This is a genomic window from Pseudomonas endophytica (genome assembly GCF_001411475.1).
Lineage (GTDB): Bacteria > Pseudomonadota > Gammaproteobacteria > Pseudomonadales > Pseudomonadaceae > Aquipseudomonas > Aquipseudomonas endophytica.
Window position 1 is genome coordinate 18,680 of record NZ_LLWH01000173.1, and the last position, 16,901, is coordinate 35,580.

At 57.7% G+C, this 16,901-nt stretch carries 14 protein-coding genes and 1 pseudogene; all 15 read right to left on the reverse strand.

Annotated elements, in window-relative coordinates:
- Positions 1 to 38 precede the first annotated feature (38 nt).
- Positions 39 to 491 carry a flagellar export protein FliJ gene (fliJ, locus tag AQS70_RS13570; protein WP_055103287.1) on the reverse strand — a complete coding sequence of 151 codons (453 nt, stop codon included), beginning with the start codon at positions 489 to 491 and terminating at the stop codon, positions 39 to 41.
- The gene (fliI, locus tag AQS70_RS13575; protein ID WP_055103288.1) at positions 491 to 1,849 is read right to left on the reverse strand and encodes a flagellar protein export ATPase FliI; all 1,359 of its coding nucleotides are present in this window, start codon (positions 1,847 to 1,849) and stop codon (positions 491 to 493) included. The genes fliJ and fliI overlap by 1 nt, the downstream gene beginning before the upstream one ends.
- On the reverse strand, positions 1,839 to 2,615 hold the full coding sequence (fliH, locus tag AQS70_RS13580) for a flagellar assembly protein FliH (RefSeq protein WP_055103289.1): 777 nt from the start codon (positions 2,613 to 2,615) through the stop codon (positions 1,839 to 1,841). The genes fliI and fliH overlap by 11 nt, the downstream gene beginning before the upstream one ends.
- On the reverse strand, positions 2,616 to 3,638 hold the full coding sequence (gene fliG / locus AQS70_RS13585) for a flagellar motor switch protein FliG (RefSeq protein ID WP_055103290.1): 1,023 nt from the start codon (positions 3,636 to 3,638) through the stop codon (positions 2,616 to 2,618).
- The gene (gene fliF / locus AQS70_RS13590; RefSeq protein WP_055103291.1) at positions 3,631 to 5,421 is read right to left on the reverse strand and encodes a flagellar basal-body MS-ring/collar protein FliF; all 1,791 of its coding nucleotides are present in this window, start codon (positions 5,419 to 5,421) and stop codon (positions 3,631 to 3,633) included. Before fliF ends, fliG begins: the two co-directional genes overlap by 8 nt.
- A 15-nt stretch (positions 5,422 to 5,436) precedes the next feature.
- On the reverse strand, positions 5,437 to 5,769 hold the full coding sequence (gene fliE / locus AQS70_RS13595; protein ID WP_055103292.1) for a flagellar hook-basal body complex protein FliE: 333 nt from the start codon (positions 5,767 to 5,769) through the stop codon (positions 5,437 to 5,439).
- Positions 5,770 to 5,949: 180 nt separating this feature from the next.
- Complete coding sequence (locus AQS70_RS13600; RefSeq protein WP_055103301.1) at positions 5,950 to 7,320, reverse strand: sigma-54-dependent transcriptional regulator; 1,371 nt, start codon at positions 7,318 to 7,320, stop codon at positions 5,950 to 5,952.
- A gap of 5 nt (positions 7,321 to 7,325) precedes the next feature.
- Positions 7,326 to 8,537 (reverse strand): sensor histidine kinase, encoded by a 1,212-nt coding sequence (locus AQS70_RS13605; protein ID WP_164488190.1) that lies wholly within the window; start codon positions 8,535 to 8,537, stop codon positions 7,326 to 7,328.
- A 236-nt stretch (positions 8,538 to 8,773) separates the two neighbouring features.
- Positions 8,774 to 10,195 (reverse strand): annotated as a pseudogene (locus tag AQS70_RS13610) (sigma-54 dependent transcriptional regulator); the annotation flags it as partial.
- 181 nt (positions 10,196 to 10,376) lie between these two features.
- The gene (fliT, locus tag AQS70_RS13615) at positions 10,377 to 10,670 is read right to left on the reverse strand and encodes a flagellar protein FliT (RefSeq protein ID WP_055103294.1); all 294 of its coding nucleotides are present in this window, start codon (positions 10,668 to 10,670) and stop codon (positions 10,377 to 10,379) included.
- Between the two features lie 18 nt (positions 10,671 to 10,688).
- The gene (gene fliS / locus AQS70_RS13620) at positions 10,689 to 11,084 is read right to left on the reverse strand and encodes a flagellar export chaperone FliS (RefSeq protein ID WP_055103295.1); all 396 of its coding nucleotides are present in this window, start codon (positions 11,082 to 11,084) and stop codon (positions 10,689 to 10,691) included.
- Between the two features lie 95 nt (positions 11,085 to 11,179).
- On the reverse strand, positions 11,180 to 12,541 hold the full coding sequence (fliD, locus tag AQS70_RS13625) for a flagellar filament capping protein FliD (RefSeq protein WP_055103296.1): 1,362 nt from the start codon (positions 12,539 to 12,541) through the stop codon (positions 11,180 to 11,182).
- Between the two features lie 168 nt (positions 12,542 to 12,709).
- Positions 12,710 to 14,188, reverse strand: coding sequence for a flagellin N-terminal helical domain-containing protein (locus tag AQS70_RS13630; protein WP_055103297.1), 1,479 nt, complete (start codon positions 14,186 to 14,188; stop codon positions 12,710 to 12,712).
- Between the two features lie 279 nt (positions 14,189 to 14,467).
- A complete protein-coding gene (locus AQS70_RS13635) occupies positions 14,468 to 15,397 on the reverse strand; it encodes a ketoacyl-ACP synthase III (RefSeq protein WP_055103298.1) in 930 nt (309 codons plus the stop codon).
- Between the two features lie 334 nt (positions 15,398 to 15,731).
- The coding region (locus tag AQS70_RS13640; protein WP_055103299.1) for a flagellar hook-associated protein 3 at positions 15,732 to 16,901 on the reverse strand (1,170 nt) is incomplete at its 5' end.

Sequence of the window (16,901 nt, forward strand, 5' to 3'; positions counted from 1 at the left end):
CAAAACCTCGTCAGCACTATGGGAGCTGGACTGGCGCGTCAATTAATCTCTTGGCGCGGGAGGCGTTGGGACAGTTCGTCCATCAGCTTTTGCTCGCGCTTGTCTTCGAGCTGGCGGGCTTCATCGGCGTAGCGCTGCACCAGTTTGCGCAAGCCTTCGACCCGCGCATACGCCTGCTGCCACGTTTCTCGGGCTTTGTTGAGATTGTTTTCGTGCCATTGCAGGCTTTGGCGCTGTTGGCCCACCGCCGTTTCGAGCTGACCGAGAAAGTTCTGATAGTTGCGCAACCACTGGCCCGATACTCCTTGGCTACCCCGCTCGACCCATTGCGCTTGGTATTCACCACGGAAGTTTTCAAGATCGCCTAGCTTGCTGGTAGCCAAGTTGACCTGCCCCTGAAAGTGCCCTAATCGCTGGGCGGCAGCCTTTTCGTTTTTTTCGGCCATGTCGACCACTGGCGCTAAGCGCGCCGCTCTGCCTTCACCGGCCATTAGCCACCCGCCGCAGGGGCAAAGAGCGTGGCCAGATGGCCGCTGCTCTCGCCCAGACTAATGTTGTCGTTCAAGCCTTGGCGCAAGTACGCGACCATGGCCGGTTGCAATGCAATCGCCGTATCGGTTTCGCGATCGCCACCGGCCACGTAGGCGCCTACGCTGATCAAGTCCCGTGCTTGCTGGAAGCGCGACCACAGTTGTTTGAACTGCTGCGCACGACGCATGTGCTCGGCGCTGACCACCGACGGCATGACGCGGCTGATGGACGCTTCAATATCAATGGCCGGGTAATGACCCTCTTCCGCCAAACGCCGCGACAGCACAATGTGGCCATCGAGCACGCCTCGCGCCGAGTCAGCGATGGGGTCTTGTTGGTCGTCGCCTTCAGACAGGACGGTATAGAACGCGGTAATCGAACCACCCCCGGCCTCGGCATTACCGGCGCGCTCAACCAGTTTAGGCAGTTTGGCAAACACCGACGGCGGATAGCCTTTGGTTGCAGGCGGCTCGCCAATGGCAAGGGCGATTTCCCGCTGGGCTTGGGCGAAACGGGTCAGGGAGTCCATCAGCAGCAGGACATTTTTGCCCTTGTCTCGAAAGTATTCGGCAATGCGCGTGCAATACATGGCCGCGCGCAACCGCATCAGCGGCGCGTCGTCGGCAGGTGACGCGACCACCACTGAACGCTTGAGCCCTTCTTCACCCAGAATATGCTCGATGAACTCCTTCACTTCACGGCCCCGCTCGCCGATCAAGCCCACCACGATGATCTCGGCCTCGGTGAAACGGGTCATCATGCCCAGCAGTACGCTTTTACCGACGCCAGTACCGGCAAACAGGCCAAGTCGCTGACCACGGCCGACCGTCAATAATCCGTTGATACTGCGGATGCCCACGTCCAACGGCACGCTGATGGGGTCGCGCTTGAGCGGGTTAATGGTCGGTCCGTCCATCGGCACCCAGTCTTCGGCTTTCATCGGCCCTTTGCCGTCCAGCGCGCGGCCCGCCCCGTCGAGGACTCGACCGAGCATGCTCAGGCCCATCGGCAAACGCCCAGTGTCGGCTAATGGCACTACGCGAGCACCCGGCGCGATACCCGCAACGCTGCCCACCGGCATCAGGAAAATTTTGCTGCCCGAAAACCCCATCACCTCGGCCTCAACTTCAACCGGATGAAACAGGTCGTCGTTAATCACCAAGCAACGGCTGCCCATAGCGGCCCGCAGGCCTTCGGCTTCAAGGGTCAGCCCGACCATGCGCAACAACCGGCCTTCTACCACCGGTTGAGCAAGCAACGAAAGTGCCGGTGCGTAGCCGCTCAGGCGCTTGGCAAAACTGGTGCGTTTAAGGCGCATCAGGCTGATCCAAATCGACGTCGATGTCCGGCGCGGCCGGGTGCAGCGATTGCTCGTGCAGTTGATCAAAGAGCTGGCTCATCAACCGTTGAATCCGCGTTTCAATGCTAGCGTCGATGCGGCTGTGCTCAGTCTCAATGCGGCAACCTCCCGGTTGCAGGCTATCGTCTTCAACAATTCGCCAGTGCTCATCATGGCGCTCGCGCAGGGCTTTGATCTGGTCAAAATCTTGCGGGTTGATAAACAGCCGAATGTTGTCCGCGCCCATTGGCAACAGTTTCAACCCGTCGCGCAGCACGCGTTCGATGTGGGTTGAATCGGTTTTTAGCTCGCGCTGGATGACTAACCGGGTCATGTGTTCGACCAGCCCAACCATCGCCTGCTCGAGTTGTTGGTCTTGCTCGGCCAGCGGCGCCATCAGACTGCTCATCAAACGCTCTAAGCTGGCAACTTTAGCATTTAAGGCCACTTCTGCTTCTTGGCGCACCTTGAGCTGAGTGCTGTGAAAGCCTTCTTTTTCGCCGGTCGCGAAGCCTTCGTTCCAAGCCTCCTGGCGGATGCTTTCAAGCGCTTCGAGGGTCAGCGGCTGAACCTCTTCGAGCGGCACTTCTTCGCTGTCCAGCGGCAGCTCTTCAACCGGCTGCGCCTCGGGCTCAGGCTCTTCAGGTGCTGCTTGATGAGGGTCAAAGCTGGGCAACCCCCATACATCGAAAGCACCGACATCCTTAGCGCGGATAACGTCGCCGGGCGATTCACCATTGCTCACTTAGATCATCTCTTCGCCGCCCTTCCCGCCGAGAACGATTTCTCCGGCTTCGGCCATACGGCGGGCGATGGTGAGAATTTCTTTCTGTGCGGTTTCGACATCGCTGACACGCACAGGGCCTTTGGCCTCCAGATCGTCGCGAAGCAATTCAGCCGCTCGTTTGGACATGTTCTTGAAGATCTTGTCCTGAACGTTGTCGTCCGACCCTTTGAGCGCCAACACCAACACATCCGAAGACACTTCGCGCAGCAGCGCTTGAATCCCCCGGTCGTCGACATCGGCCAAGTTGTTGAACACGAACATCAGGTCTTCGATCTGCCCAGACAGGTCTTCGTCGATGTCGCGGATCGAGTCCATCAACTGCGCTTCCATGGAACTGTCGAGGAAGTTCATGATGTCGGCGGCTCGCTTGATACCGCCCAAAGACGTACGCGAGGCGTTGGAGTTACCGGCAAATTGTTTTTCGAGGATCTGGTTCAGCTCTTTCAACGCCGCTGGCTGCACGGTATTGAGTGAGGACACGCGCAAGATGATGTCCAGACGCGCTTTTTGATCGAAATGCCCAAGCACTTCACCGGCTTGATCCGGGTCGAGATAGGCCACCACGATGGCTTGAATTTGCGGATGCTCGAAACGGATGACGTCCGCCACCGCCCGCGGTTCCATCCATTTGAGGCTGTCTAGGCCGCTGGTATTGCCGCCCAACAAAATTCGGTCGATCAAGCCATTGGCCTTGTCTTCGCCCAATGCAGAGGTCAGCATTTTGCGGATGTAGCTGTCAGAACCAACGCCCAAGCTGGTCTGATCGCCGACCACTTCAACGAACTCGCTCATCACCTGCTCGACCTGCTCACGGTGAACATTACGCATCTGTGCCATCGCTACGCCTACGCGCTGGACTTCTTTGGGCCCCATGTGACGCAGCACTTGGGCCGCATCGGCTTCACCCAGTGACAGCAGCAAAATGGCCGCTTTATCGACCCGGCTCAGCTTGGCATTGGCGGCGGCTCGGTTATCACTCATCGGCGTTGATCCACTCTTTAACGACTTGGGCCACGCGGCCCGGGTCTTCGGCTACCAGACTCTTGATGGCATTGAGTTGCGCGTCATAGCCCTCGCTTGGGCTGGGCAACATGATGCTTTGCGGGCCACTCAAGCTAACGCGGTCATTGCCCAGCTCACCGTCCAGCCCGCCCATGCCGCCCATTTCAGCATCGTTACCAATACCCGCCACCTGCTTATTGCGGCCATTACCGGAGATGTTATTGAGCACCGGACGCAACACGCCAAACACCAGCACCAGAATAAACAGCACGCCCAGCGCTTGCTTGGCGATGTCCCAGAACCAAGGCTGCGAGTAGAACGGGATGTCGGCAATCACTTCGCCACGCTCAGTGGAAAACGGCACGTTGATCACGCTGACACTGTCACCACGGCTGGCATCGAAACCCACAGCGTCCTGCACCAGCCGGGTAAAGCGCGCCAATTGGTCGGCGCTCCACGGGGTGTGAGTGATTTCACCGTTGGCCGGGTTGATGTTGGTCTGATCGTCGATGACCACCGCCACCGACAAACGATTAACTTTGCCCTGCTGCTGTTTGGTGTGACTGATGGAGCGGTCTAACTCGAAGTTACGGGTCGACTGCGAACGCTTGTCAGCCGGGTATGGCGCAAGCATTGGCTGGCCGGTGGCTGGGTCCATGATTTGCTGGCCGTTGGCGTCCAACAGCGGCTGACCTGGCTGCACCATGCCTGCGCCCCCGGCCGCAGGCTGGCCGGTTTGTGCCGGTGCGGTGGCCGGGCTAGGCGGCTGATTGCTCAATGCCCCCGGAACACCTTGCGGGCCGTTGCTGGCGGTACGCTGCTCGCTGGTCGACTGTTCGCTGCGCAGAGCCGGTTGGTCCGGATTGAACTGCTCAGAGGTGGACTCCACCGAGCTGAAGTCTAAGTCCGCTGAGACTTCAGCCTTGTAACGATCATTGCCCAGCACCGGCTGCAAAATATTGTGTACCCGCTGGGTGAGCATGCTCTCCATACGACGGCTGTAATCGAACTGTTTACCGGCCATGGTCAGCTCAGAGTTTTGCACCTGATCGGAGAGCAAGTTGCCTTTTTGGTCGACGACGGTGACTTGCGACTTGATCAACTCAGGCACGCTGGTGGCCACCAAGTTGATGATCGCCAACACTTGGCTCGGCTCCAACGAACGTCCAGGGTACAGTTCGACCAGCACCGAGGCGCTGGGCTTGCGCTCATCGCGCACGAACACTGAGCTTTTAGGGATCGCCAAATGAACGCGGGCCGCTTTGATGTTATTGAGGCTGGAAATGGTCCGCGCCAGTTCGCCCTCTAAACCACGGCGATAACGCGTAGCTTCCATAAACTGGCTGGTGCCCAAGCCCTGATCTTTGTCGAGGATTTCAAAACCAATATTGCCATCGGTCGGTGAGACACCCGCCGCCGCGAGCTTGAGCCGCGCCCGCGAAACGTCATCGGCCTTAACCAGCAAGGCCCCGGAATTGGGTTCAACGGTGTAGCCGATATCCGCGGCGGCCAAGGTGTCCATGACCTGTTTGGCATCCATACCGGCGAGGCTGCCGTACAGGGGCCGGTAGTCGGGTTGTTGCGACCACAGCACCACGGCGAAGCCAATGGCCACGCTCGCCGCCAGCCCAACCATAAGGCCGACCTGACGCAGCATGGTCATTTCGGCCAGATTATCTAGAAAGGACAACCCGAGTAGCGGGCCTTTGCCGCCACCCAAGCCAGTCTTGGCCGGTACGTTATCCGGGAGTGCATCTGCCATGACTTAATATCGCCCTTAAACCGGCATCTGCATGATGTCTTGGTATGCCTGCACCAGTTTGTTACGGACTTGAGTCAAGGCCTGGAACGAAACACTGGCCTTTTGCGAGGCGACCATCACGTCAGTCAGATCGACACCGCTTTTACCGATTTCAAACGCATTGGACAGCTGCGTGGACGCCTGTTGCGTCTCGCTGACCTTGTTGATCGCGTTGCCGAGCATGTCGGAGAAACTTGGCATGCCGGCTTCTGGAGTGGCCTGCACAGCCGATTTAGGTTGAGCCATGGCGTCCATTTGCATGGCCCGCATATCCAACATCAAACGATTAAACTCAACACCTTGGCTCATGGACACTGGCCTCCGCCGACTCGCAATTTTTTGACACTTTCAAAGTACCTGCACCGATATAGCAACAAGGGTGCCAGCTCTTTGTCGTTTTCGCACATTAAACGTTACAAAACGTCGCATGCACGGGCTAATGACCCATTTGTAAAAGATCGCGAGCAATCGAGCGTCGACCGGCTGCTCCTACAGGGGGGTGGCTGCGAACAGGTACGCTTCAACGTCCATCCCCGCGTCGCGCATTTGCGCCAGTTTATAGCGCAAGGTGCGTGGGCTGATGCCTAAGCGCTCAGCCGCTTCTTTGCGTCGCCCACGTTCGGCGCGCAGGGTGTCGATGATCATTTCAAACTCATGCCGACGCAGGTCATCGCCCAACACTCCAGACGGCTCACTGGCCGCCGCCAACGCAGGCTGGGGCGCATAAGACACGGGCCCGACGAGGCAAAAGTCGGCCGCTTCAATCAAGCCGCTGTGCTGCAAGATCAAGGCACGCTGAATCGCGTTGTCCAGCTCGCGCACATTACCGGGCCACGGATAGTCGACCAGACAGGCTTGGGCCTGCGCAGAAAAACGCACCGGGGCGTGCTTCATTTTGCTGATGTGCTTGGCCAGCAAGCGCTCGGCCAGCGGTACAATGTCAGCCCTGCGCTCGCGCAACGGGCGCCAAGCCAGCGGAAACACCGAAAGCCGGTAGTACAAGTCTTCACGAAAGCGCCCCGCCGCCACTTCGCCCGCCAAATCTCGGTTGGTGGTGGCGATTACGCGAATATCCAAGGCAATCGGCTTACGCCCACCCACGCGCTCAACCTCGCGCTCTTGCAGCACGCGCAACAATTTGGCTTGCAGGCCTAAGGGCATTTCCGAGATTTCGTCGAGCAGTAAGGTCCCGCCATCGGCTTGCTCGAACTTACCGGCTTGGGCGGCAATCGCTCCGGTGAACGAGCCTTTTTCATGACCGAACAAGGTGGCTTCGAGCATGTTGTCGGGGATGGCTGCGCAATTGATCGCCACAAACGGCTGATCGACGCGGCTGGAGTGCTGATGGATATAACGCGCCAAAACTTCTTTGCCCGTGCCCGACTCGCCCGAAATCAAAACCGTCGAGTCACTGCGCGCAACCCGCGATGCCAGCGCCAGCAGTGGCGTGCTGGCCGCTTCGACCGCTACCGGGCCTTCGCTGTCCGCTGCGCTCAGGCTGCCTAGGGCATGCCGCGCCACCAGATCAAGCATGGCTTTAGGTTCAAACGGCTTGACCAGATAGTCCGCCGCGCCTTGGCGCATGGCGTCGACTGCGCGCTCCACGGCGCCGTGGGCGGTCATCAGCAACACGGGCAACTGCGGATGGCTGGCGCGCAAACGACTGAGCAGTTGGTGGCCGTCCATCCCCGGCATGTTGACGTCACTCACGACGAGGCTGAAGGGCTCGCCCGCGACCGCTTGCAGCGCTTCTTCGCCAGAGCCAACGGCCTTGAAGTCGTGACCGGCCAACAACAGCGTGTCGCTTAGCGCTTCACGCAGGGCACGGTCGTCTTCGACCAGTAGGACTTTGATTTGCAACACCATTAGCTCGCCTCCCCGGCAACCACAATCAACGGCAAGCTGAGCAAGGCGCACGTGCCACGCCCTAACCGCGAACGCAAGGTCAAATCGCCCTGATGCGCCCGCACCACAGCCGTGACCACCGCCAGACCGAGCCCGGTGCCCGTGGCTTTGGTGGTGAAGAAAGGTTCGCCCAGACGCTCCAGCACTTTCGGTTCGATGCCACTGCCGCTGTCACTGATGCACAGACGCACGGTGTTGCCGCGGATGTACACATGAACCTTGAGCCGCACGGCGCCCGCTTGCAGCGCGTTTTCGATCAAATTAAGCAACGCGCCGACCAGGGTGTCTCTGTTGCACAACAACAAACCGTGGTGCACATCGCACTGCCAACGTATTGACACGCCTTCAACGTGGGTCTGAGCCGCAGCTTGCAGCGCTTGCATCAAGGCTTTGGGTGAAACTCGGTCAGCCAAGGGCAGCTCGCCACGGGCAAACACCAGCATGTCCCGCACCTGATGCTCCAGCTCGTGCAGGCGCTCTTTCAAACGCCCGGCAAAGCGCTGCTGGGTCTCCACCGGCAGCGCTTGCTCAGTCAAATGACTGGCGTAGATCAACGCCGCCGACAAAGGCGTGCGGATCTGATGCGCCAAGGAAGTGACCATCCGCCCCAGCGACGATAAGCGCTCATGCCGGGAAAGCTGATCTTGCAGGCGCCGGGTTTCTGTCAGGTCGTTGAGCAATACCAATTGACCCGGCTCCGGGTCCAGAGAACGGGTCGCAATCGACAGGCGGCGGCCGTCTTTGAGCGAGACTTCATGACCGTCGTCTTCGCGGGGCGCAAAGCTGCGGGCAATCACTTGGCGCCACACCTCGCCCTGCAACGGTAAGCCCAACAGCTCGCATGCTGCAGGGTTGGCTTCGCTGACAAGACCTCGGTCGTCAATCACGATGACCCCGCCGGGCAGTAGATCAAGCAAGTGCTGCAAGCGATTGGCCAGCCGTTGGTTTTCTGCCAACTCAGCCAAGCGCTGCTCTCCAGCCAACGCCAGCTCGCCTTTAAGCTCGGCAACCCGGTCTTGCAGCAGGCTGTACGAGTCGCTCAACTGGGTCGACATTTGATTAAACAGCGAGAAGGCTTGCTCCAGCTGCGCCGCGTTAGCGGGCACGGTGCTCAGAGACATGGCGGCCCCTGCAAGATCAGGGACCGAGGACTGTTGGGCGGCATGGGGCATGGGGAGTTCTCGCTTGGCTGACCGTCATAAAACGGTTCGTTAACCCAAGCAAAGCAATACCCGTGCCCGAAAATAACATCCTGTCGGTGGTGCGATTATTGGTCGCTGTTTGTTGATGCAGATCAGTGTCTCGCCTTGCGCATAACCGCGTAGGAGCTGCCGCAGGCTGCGATCTTTTGCTTGTAAAGATCAAAAGATCGCAGCCTGCGGCAGCTCCTACGAAAAGCGGGCGCAGTTTTTTCGACCAAGGTGGTACGGCGGATGCGCAGACGCTCAGCAGCGCGGGCGACAATGCCGTTGGCATCGTCCAAGGCTTGCTGGATCAAGCCTTGCTCAAGCCCACCAAGGTAGTCTTTGAGGTCCAAACCTTCGGGCGGCAGCATCGCGCTGATCGTGAAGTCCGGCGTGCTGTTGTTAATGGCCACGCGCTCTTCCATGTCACTGCGCAGGCTGTCCACCAACTGCTCATCTTCATCGTCGACGTAGCGGAATTTTTTCGGCAACTCAGCCACGCCAATCACCCCGTACGGGTGCATGATCGCCATGCGCTCAACCAAGTTGGCCAACTCACGAACGTTGCCCGGCCATGCATGACGGCACATTGACATGATCGCGCCAGAATTGAAGCGAATCGAACCGCGCTTTTCGTGTTCCATGCGCGAAATCAGCTCGTTGAGCAGCAGCGGGATGTCTTCGACCCGCTCACGCAGAGGGGCCATTTCAATCGGGAACACATTGAGGCGGTAATACAAGTCTTCGCGGAACGCGCCGACTTCAATCATGCTTTCGAGGTTTTTGTGAGTGGCGGCGATGATCCGCACGTCGGCGCTTTGGGTCTTATTGCTGCCCACGCGCTCGAAGGTGCGCTCCTGCAACACACGCAGCAACTTAACCTGCATCGGCAGCGGCATATCGCCAATTTCATCGAGGAATAAAGTGCCACCATTGGCCAGTTCAAAGCGCCCGGCGCGGCTGGTGATAGCCCCGGTGAAAGCGCCCTTCTCATGCCCGAACAGCTCGCTTTCGAGCAGTTCTGCGGGGATCGCTCCGCAGTTAACCGGCACAAAAGGTCCATCGCGGCGCTTGGAATGGTAGTGCAGGTTGCGCGCGACCACTTCCTTGCCGGTGCCGGACTCACCAAGGATCAACACACTGGCGTCGGTATCGGCCACTTGCTGCATCATTTGGCGCACGTGCTGAATCGCCCGGCTGGTGCCAACCAGACTGCGAAACAGATTAGGCTCACGATGGCGACCGCGCTCACGGGCCTGATCGTACATCTCACGATAAACCTGGGCACGGTGCAGGGAATCAAGCAATTTGCTGTAACTGGGCGGCATTTCGAGGCTGGACAACACCCGCCGACGCTGGTCGTCGGGCAGTTCAGTCGAAGAAACTTCACCTAAAAGCAGGATGGGAAGGAACTCATCCCAAGTTGCCAGTGTCTTAAGCAGCCCAGACAGTCCGCCGACTGCGCTCACCGTGCCAATCAGCACGCACAGCACTTCGCGGCTGGAAGACAATGCGGTTGCCGCTTGCTCCCATTCATGACTAGGGCTGGTTAAATTCTCTTCACCGAGAAAACTTAAAATGACCGCCAGATCATGGCGGCGCACGCTATCGTCATCAATTAGCAGAATCTTGGTTTCACGCCACATGCAATAGCAACTTCCCTAGTCAACTCAGCGCCCCCGGATAAGGTGGAGCACACTAGCCGCCTCAACCCTGTTGGATGTTTAAGACGGCTGAAATCAGAATACCTACTAGTTAAGTCAAAAAAACATACACAGTCAAATTTATGGCGCCGTAAAAACGGATTAACCCTATAATTTTTATGCCTTAACCAAACAAATGGTAAACCTTTGAGGCATTTTTTGCTTGGTTGATCTGCGCCATTTGCTCGACTACCAATTGCCGCTCATCCGTCGCGGCCTCCAGCAGCATGCGATACACCACCAACAACCCCTCCAGATTTTCACGTAACACCGCTTCATCCAGCGGCGTTTCGTCCAGCACCGTCTCGACACATTCACGGCACGCCGAGTCCAGCTCGCCGATAGCATCCCAATTACGCGCAGCCAAGGCGTCCATCAGCGCGTCGCGGGTTTCTTGAATTCGTTGCAGTTGGCTCATGACGCACTCCTCAGGCCATTAGATTGATTGCGGGGCGATCTCGTCCCAACCACTTTTTACTGTGATCAGCAGGCGTGCGACTTCGTCGATGATGTCGGGGTCGTTCTTGATGTTGGCTTGAGTCAGACGGATGGTCATAAATTCGTACAAACTGTCCAGTCGCTGCAACGCCGCTTTGTCATCGGTTTTGTCTTCATCCAGGCCCTGACGCAGGCCGGTAATGATGTCGATGGCCTTGGTGATCAGCGTCACCTTCTGCGCAACATCACCCCGGCTCATGGCACCTTTGGCCTGAGCCATGCGATCCAAGCCTCCTTCCATCAGCATCTGAATTAAACGATGCGGGCTGGCTTCGGAGATTTGAGCGTGGGAATTGACCTTCTGATACTGACGAAGGGCGCGCATCGGGTTCATGTTTCTACCTCAGGGCAAATGGGCTAAGACTTAATAGATGTATCGACTCACCGGCTCAAAACTTTAGCCATCAGGCCGCGCCAGACGCCTTGAAATCAGTTATCCGACTTCGGGTTATTCAACGAATTAAGCGTGGTCATGATGCTGGAGCTGCTGGCGTTGATCTTAGCGATCAGCCCGTCCATCGCCGTGTACTTGGCGGTCAGGGTGGTTTTCAGCGTGTCCATCCGAGTGTTTAGGGTGTTTTGCTGAGTGGTCAGGTCTGTGAGCTTGGTGTTCAAGTCCGCAGCACGGGTGGTCAGCAACCCGGACGTGCCCACATAACTGTCAGTGGCTTTGCCCATGCGCGCGATCAAACCGGTGTCGCCGGTAAAGACTTTGGCAATTTCGGTAGCACCGTTGGGCGTGGCCACCGCGGCGTTCCACTTGGTGTCATCAAGGGCCAGCAAACCGGTCTTCGGGTCGGTGCTGATGCCCATTTGCGCCAGGTTACCCACTGTCGAACCGCCGGTGTTTTGCAGCAGTTCACTGCGGATACCGTTGACCAATTGGCGCATCGACGCATCACCGGTTAAAGCCCCCGAAGTGGTGGTGGCCGCGTCACCGGTGGCAGTGACTTTGGTTTGCGTATTAATGCTGGTCATCAGCGCGTTGTAAGCACTGACAAACGACTGAACCGAGGTCTTCAAGGTGGTGGTGTTGGACGCCACGGTAAGGGTCGATGGCTTGGTATCAAGCAGCTCAAGGCTCACGCCGCTGATGGCCGAGGTGATCTTGTTGCTCTTGGACTCCATCGCAATGCCATCAATGGTGTACTCGGCATTGACTGGCGGTTTTCCGGCGTCGTAGCCGCTGGCCAACTCTGAGTCGCCACTCAGGGTGATGTCCGTGCCTTTGCCGGTGGTTTGCGAGCTGATCACCAGCCGCGAACCATTGGCGTCGGTCAGCACGTTGGCGCTGATGCCCTTAGATTGCAGCTGCGTGTTGATCGCGTCACGGGTCTGTTGCATGGTCGCGCCCGCGGGGATCTTCACGTCGTAATTGCTATCAGACTGCGAAATCGTCAGCGTGGTGTCTTTGCCGCTGGCGTTAACCACCGCCGAACTGCCCTCAAACACCTTGCTGGTCACCTTAGACGCGCTCGCCAACTGCGTGACGTCCAGCGCATACGTACCGCTGGCCGCCTTCTCGCCCAAGGTGATCTTGGAAATTTTTTCGTCAGACGACGAAGCGGCTAGGCCGTTAAAGCTGGTCTCGCTGTTGAGCTTGGTGATGGCCGTACGGAAGCTCTCAATCGACGCTTTTACCGTGCCCACCGCCGACAACTGCGTGGTGGTGGTGGTTTGCAGCTTGGTGATCTGTGCCTGCTTGGGGGCTTTTTCAGCATCCACCAACGCTTTGACAATACCGACCGTATCGAAACCGGAACCGACGCCGGTAATGACTGAACTGGCCATCTACATTCTCCTTGTTCGGTGACTGGCGTTGCACGGGCGAACGCTTTTTTGACAAACACTGTCGAGACCGCCGACCGCTTCACATTTCATGCCACGTGCAAACACTTGCGCCAGAAAAAACAAAAGGGCACGTAAACGCGCCCTTTTGTCCTCAACTGCGCGCTGACATTACTGAAGCAGTTTCATCACAGCGGATGGCAGTTGGTTAGCCTGAGACAGGATCGCAGTGGACGCCTGTTGCAGGGTTTGTTGCTTGGTCAGCTGAGCAGCTTCGGAGGCGAAGTCAGTGTCCTGAACACGGCCCAGTGCAGCGGTCGAGTTCTCGGAAATGCTTTGCAGGTTAGCCACGGTGCTGTCGAAACGGTTTTGCACGGCACCCAGTGCGGCACGTTGGGTGTCGATTTGCTCAATGGCACCCGACAGCGCTTGGATGGTTTTTTGCGCTGACTCAGGGTCCATAATGCTCAGGTCGGCAACGCTGGACTCTTGGGAAATAGCGGCAGTAACACCTTTGTTATCATCGGTTACAGCACCGTCCAGACCCAGTTCCTTCAAGCCAGACGTCGTGCTGCCGTTCCCAACCTTGATGTCTTTGGTGGAGAACAGGCTCAGCGTACCGTCGTCCTTAAGGCTCGCGGTAACGCCGGTGCTGGCGCTGTTGATGGACGACACCACGTCGGCCATGGTCGAACCCGCAGCGAATTTGATTTCAGTGCCGTTCAGGCTGATCGAAGAAGCATCGGCCAGTTTAGGGGCGTTGTTACCTGCTGACAGACCCAGCTTGGCCAGTGCACCTGCACCCGCTTCACCGTCACCGTTTTCTAGTTTGATGGCTTTGCCGTCTTCAGAAGTCAACACCAAACGAGTGCCGTCTGCAGATGCTGCGGCTCTAACACCAGTGCCGGGGACTGCGGGAGTGTCATCATCTGCTGGAGTGCCAGCCTTGTCATTAATCTTCTCAATAAGAGCGGCCAAATTGGCGTCATCAGCAGCCAATTGAATGGTTTCACCATTAATTTTGATATCAGCAGCACTACCCAGCGCACCGTCAGTGCCCGTGAATGTAACAGCCTTACCTGTAACAGCAGCCGACAACGAAGTCGCAGTACCGGCAACAGAAGCCTCGCTCGAAGTCCCTTTCAGCGCAGTAGCACTAATGTCGCTCATACCAAACGAAATGGTCTGGTTGGCGTCAGCGCCGACTTGGAAAGCTTGGTTCTGGAACGAACCGTCGAGGATGTTACGACCACCGTAAGTAGTGGTTTGGGCAATACGGGTCAGTTCACCGGTTTTTGCCGTGAATTCTTGTTGCAGAGCTGCACGGTCGTCGGCGCTTTTGTCACCGTTCGCCGATTGCAGGGCCAGTTCACGCAGACGTTGCAGAATGTTGGTCGACTCTTGCATCGCGCCTTCAGCGGTCTGGGCGATCGAGCTGGCGTTGTTGGCGTTGGCAATCGCGACGGTCATGCCTTTGGTCTGCGAGGTCAGACGGTTGGCCATTTGCAGGCCGGCCGCGTCGTCTTTAGCGCTGTTGATTTTCAGGCCCGAGGACAAACGGGTCATCGAGGTGCTCAGCGCATCGCCAGCTTTGTTCAGGTTCTTTTGAACGGTCAGGGACGTAACGTTGGTGTTAACGGATAAAGCCATGACGAAATCCTCATTAGATAAATACTGCGGCTTCCGGCCCTGGCAACCGCCGGGTGTGGCCTAGAGAACCTTCGTAATAGTTATCGTCGTGAAGACCGGTTGCTTGAGGGGTTTTTTAATTTTTTTTAATGGCGGGTTGCCATCCCTTGTGTTTCAAGGGGTTGCGCGGGTGTGCCGCGACTAAATTTGTAGGAGCAGCCGGTCGACGCTCGATTGCTCGCGATCTTTTAAACATCAAAAGATCGCAGCCTGCGGCAGCTCCTACAGGTGGTTTGGCGCTTAACCGCGGTAGATAATCGCCGAGCCCCACGACAAGCCCACGCCAAACCCGCTCAGCGCAACGCGCTTCCAGGTGGCGTCCATGACGTGTTTTTCCAGGAGCAAGGGGATGCTCGATGACACGGTATTACCGGTCTCGACCATGTCTTTGATGAATTTCTCAGGGTCGCTTTCTTCAAAACGACGGGCCACGGCGTCAACGATGGCCGCGCTACCTTGGTGAATGCAGAAGGCGTCGATGTCAGCGGCTTTAAGCTCGGACTCGTTCAGCAGCTCGTGCAGGTGCGCAGGCACTTTGAGCAAGGCGAAGTTGAACACTTGGCGGCCATTCATAAAGAACACGCCATCGCTGACTTTTAAATGCGGCGCGCCCGAACCGTCGGTGCCGAATTTAGCTTTGCCCAACTGCCAAGCCGCGTCTTCGCCCATCCAGGTTGCAGTGGCGGCGTCGCCGAAGAGCATGGTGGTGTTGCGGTCTTCAGGGTCGACGATTTTTGAATACGGATCCGCGGTCACCAAGAGGCCGTTTTTAAGGCCCGCCGCTTCCATAAAGCCTTTCATGGCATAAATGCCGTAGACGTAGCCCGAACAACCCAGCGAAATATCGAACGCGGCCACGTGAGTGGGCAAGCCAAGCTTGTCTTGGACGATGGCGGCGGTGTGCGGAAGGCCCTCGGCGTCGCCGTTTTGGGTGACGACGATCAGCGCGTCGATAGACTCGCGCTTGAGCTGCGGATTGTTGGCGAACAGTGCGTTAACGGCTTCGACGCACAGGTCAGAGGTTTCCTGGTCAGCATCTTTACGCGGCAAGAAGGCCGAGCCAATCTTGCCCAGAATGAAGTCTTCGTCCTTGGAGAACTTCGCGCCTTGGGCATAGTTGTCTACACCGTTTGCAGGCACGTAACTGGCGATGCTTTTAATGCCAATCATTGTGGCTTCCCAATACTAAATAGCTGGAGATCACCCGCTCAACTCATTGAGGGGCGTTGACAATAAGAGGGCTTCGTCGCGCAAAACAGCGGCGAAATTGGGCACTGGAAACCTTGCAAATAACCACACAAATTAGCTGAAAAGGCCCGGCACCCGCCCAAACGTTTCACACGATACAGTGAAGATGCGCGCAGTGACTCATAGGTCACTCTATTTTGTGCGGTTTTATACAAAAGATTTCAGCAAACAGGAAGGGACGGTTTACGTAGGCGCTGGCGCAGGCTGCGATCTTTTGCCTTTAAAGATCAAAAGATCGCAGCCTACGCGGGGGCCGTTAAAGCTGGTTGAACAGGCTGAGTTGGGAGATTTTGACAAAGGCCAGCTGCGAAGCTTCGAGCATGGATTTTTGGAACGCCAATTGCGTCGCCGCGCTGGCCATGTCGGTGTTACCGATGGCCGCGACGGTGGAGTCGTTGGCGATGCTCATGCTGCTGTTTTCGTCGGCCTGAATATCGACCACGTTGAGCCGCGCACCAATCGAACCGCGCGCGGTGTCGATGCTAGTACTGGCGTTTTTCAGGTTGCCAATCGCGGTATTGATCGCGTCGCGCTGCAATTGCTGGGCGGCCGGGTCGGTTTCACTGGGGATGACCAGCGCTTTGCGCAACTCACTGAGGGTGTCCAGCGCGCTCTGGCTTTGGTGGTTATTGTTGCTCAGCACAAATTGGTCCCCCGCCGCTGGCGTGCCCGCGACGTCAAACGTGACGCCCATCGCACTCAACGCGCCATCGGCCATGGTGCCTTTGGCTATCGACTTGCTGCTGTCGGTCACCGGCTGGGCGTAGACCTCGTATGCGTTGGCACTGGTGAATTTAATCACCGCGCCATTGCTCGGGAAGCTGTCGCTGTAAGCGCCCGCGTCGGTCACCGCAGCGCCGGTGATTTGCGCGGTCGAGGTGTTGCTCGGGGTACGTGAGGCGTTGAAGGTGTCGGGCTTGGCTTGCAGGGTGAAGGTGTGGCCTTTGACCGCGGCATCCTGATCGGCGGCGGCGACGCCCTTGAAGTTCAGGTTGATGTCAAAGGACACCCCGCGCAGGCTGATGCTGTGTGCGCCGTCCTTGGTCGAGTCAAACACGCCGTTACCCGCAATCTCCGACGTCAGGTCTTTGCCATTCACGTCTTTAAGGGTGTATTGGGTGCTGCTGGTCAGCTCCAACGTGTAAGGCTGGCCTGCGGCAAAGCTTTTATTGAACACCGCGCTTGAGGTCACCAAACCCGCCGACACCTTGGCCACTCCCGTGTCAGGCAACGGCTTGCCGTCTTCGTCCAGCATCGGTTGCGCAGTGGACTGGGTGCGCCCGGTGTTGACCGTGTTTTCCATAAAGCTTTTGGCCGTGTCGCTGCTCGCCAAGGTCAGGGTGTCGGAGACTTTGAGGTTGAGCTGAGTGTCGTCGCCTTGATAGGCATAGGTGCCGTCGTTGTTGCGGATATACGGCTGGGTGTC

Coding starts and splice junctions, on each gene's coding strand:
- fliF (WP_055103291.1), bottom strand. CDS start 5,421: ATGGCAGATGCACTCCCGGATAACGTACCGGCCAAGACTGGCTTGGGT.
- fliE (WP_055103292.1), bottom strand. CDS start 5,769: ATGAGCCAAGGTGTTGAGTTTAATCGTTTGATGTTGGATATGCGGGCC.
- fliG (WP_055103290.1), bottom strand. CDS start 3,638: ATGAGTGATAACCGAGCCGCCGCCAATGCCAAGCTGAGCCGGGTCGAT.
- fliI (WP_055103288.1), bottom strand. CDS start 1,849: ATGCGCCTTAAACGCACCAGTTTTGCCAAGCGCCTGAGCGGCTACGCA.
- fliJ (WP_055103287.1), bottom strand. CDS start 491: ATGGCCGGTGAAGGCAGAGCGGCGCGCTTAGCGCCAGTGGTCGACATG.
- AQS70_RS13630 (WP_055103297.1), bottom strand. CDS start 14,188: ATGGCTTTATCCGTTAACACCAACGTTACGTCCCTGACCGTTCAAAAG.
- AQS70_RS13605 (WP_164488190.1), bottom strand. CDS start 8,537: ATGCCCCATGCCGCCCAACAGTCCTCGGTCCCTGATCTTGCAGGGGCC.
- fliS (WP_055103295.1), bottom strand. CDS start 11,084: ATGAACCCGATGCGCGCCCTTCGTCAGTATCAGAAGGTCAATTCCCAC.
- fliT (WP_055103294.1), bottom strand. CDS start 10,670: ATGAGCCAACTGCAACGAATTCAAGAAACCCGCGACGCGCTGATGGAC.
- fliD (WP_055103296.1), bottom strand. CDS start 12,541: ATGGCCAGTTCAGTCATTACCGGCGTCGGTTCCGGTTTCGATACGGTC.
- AQS70_RS13635 (WP_055103298.1), bottom strand. CDS start 15,397: ATGATTGGCATTAAAAGCATCGCCAGTTACGTGCCTGCAAACGGTGTA.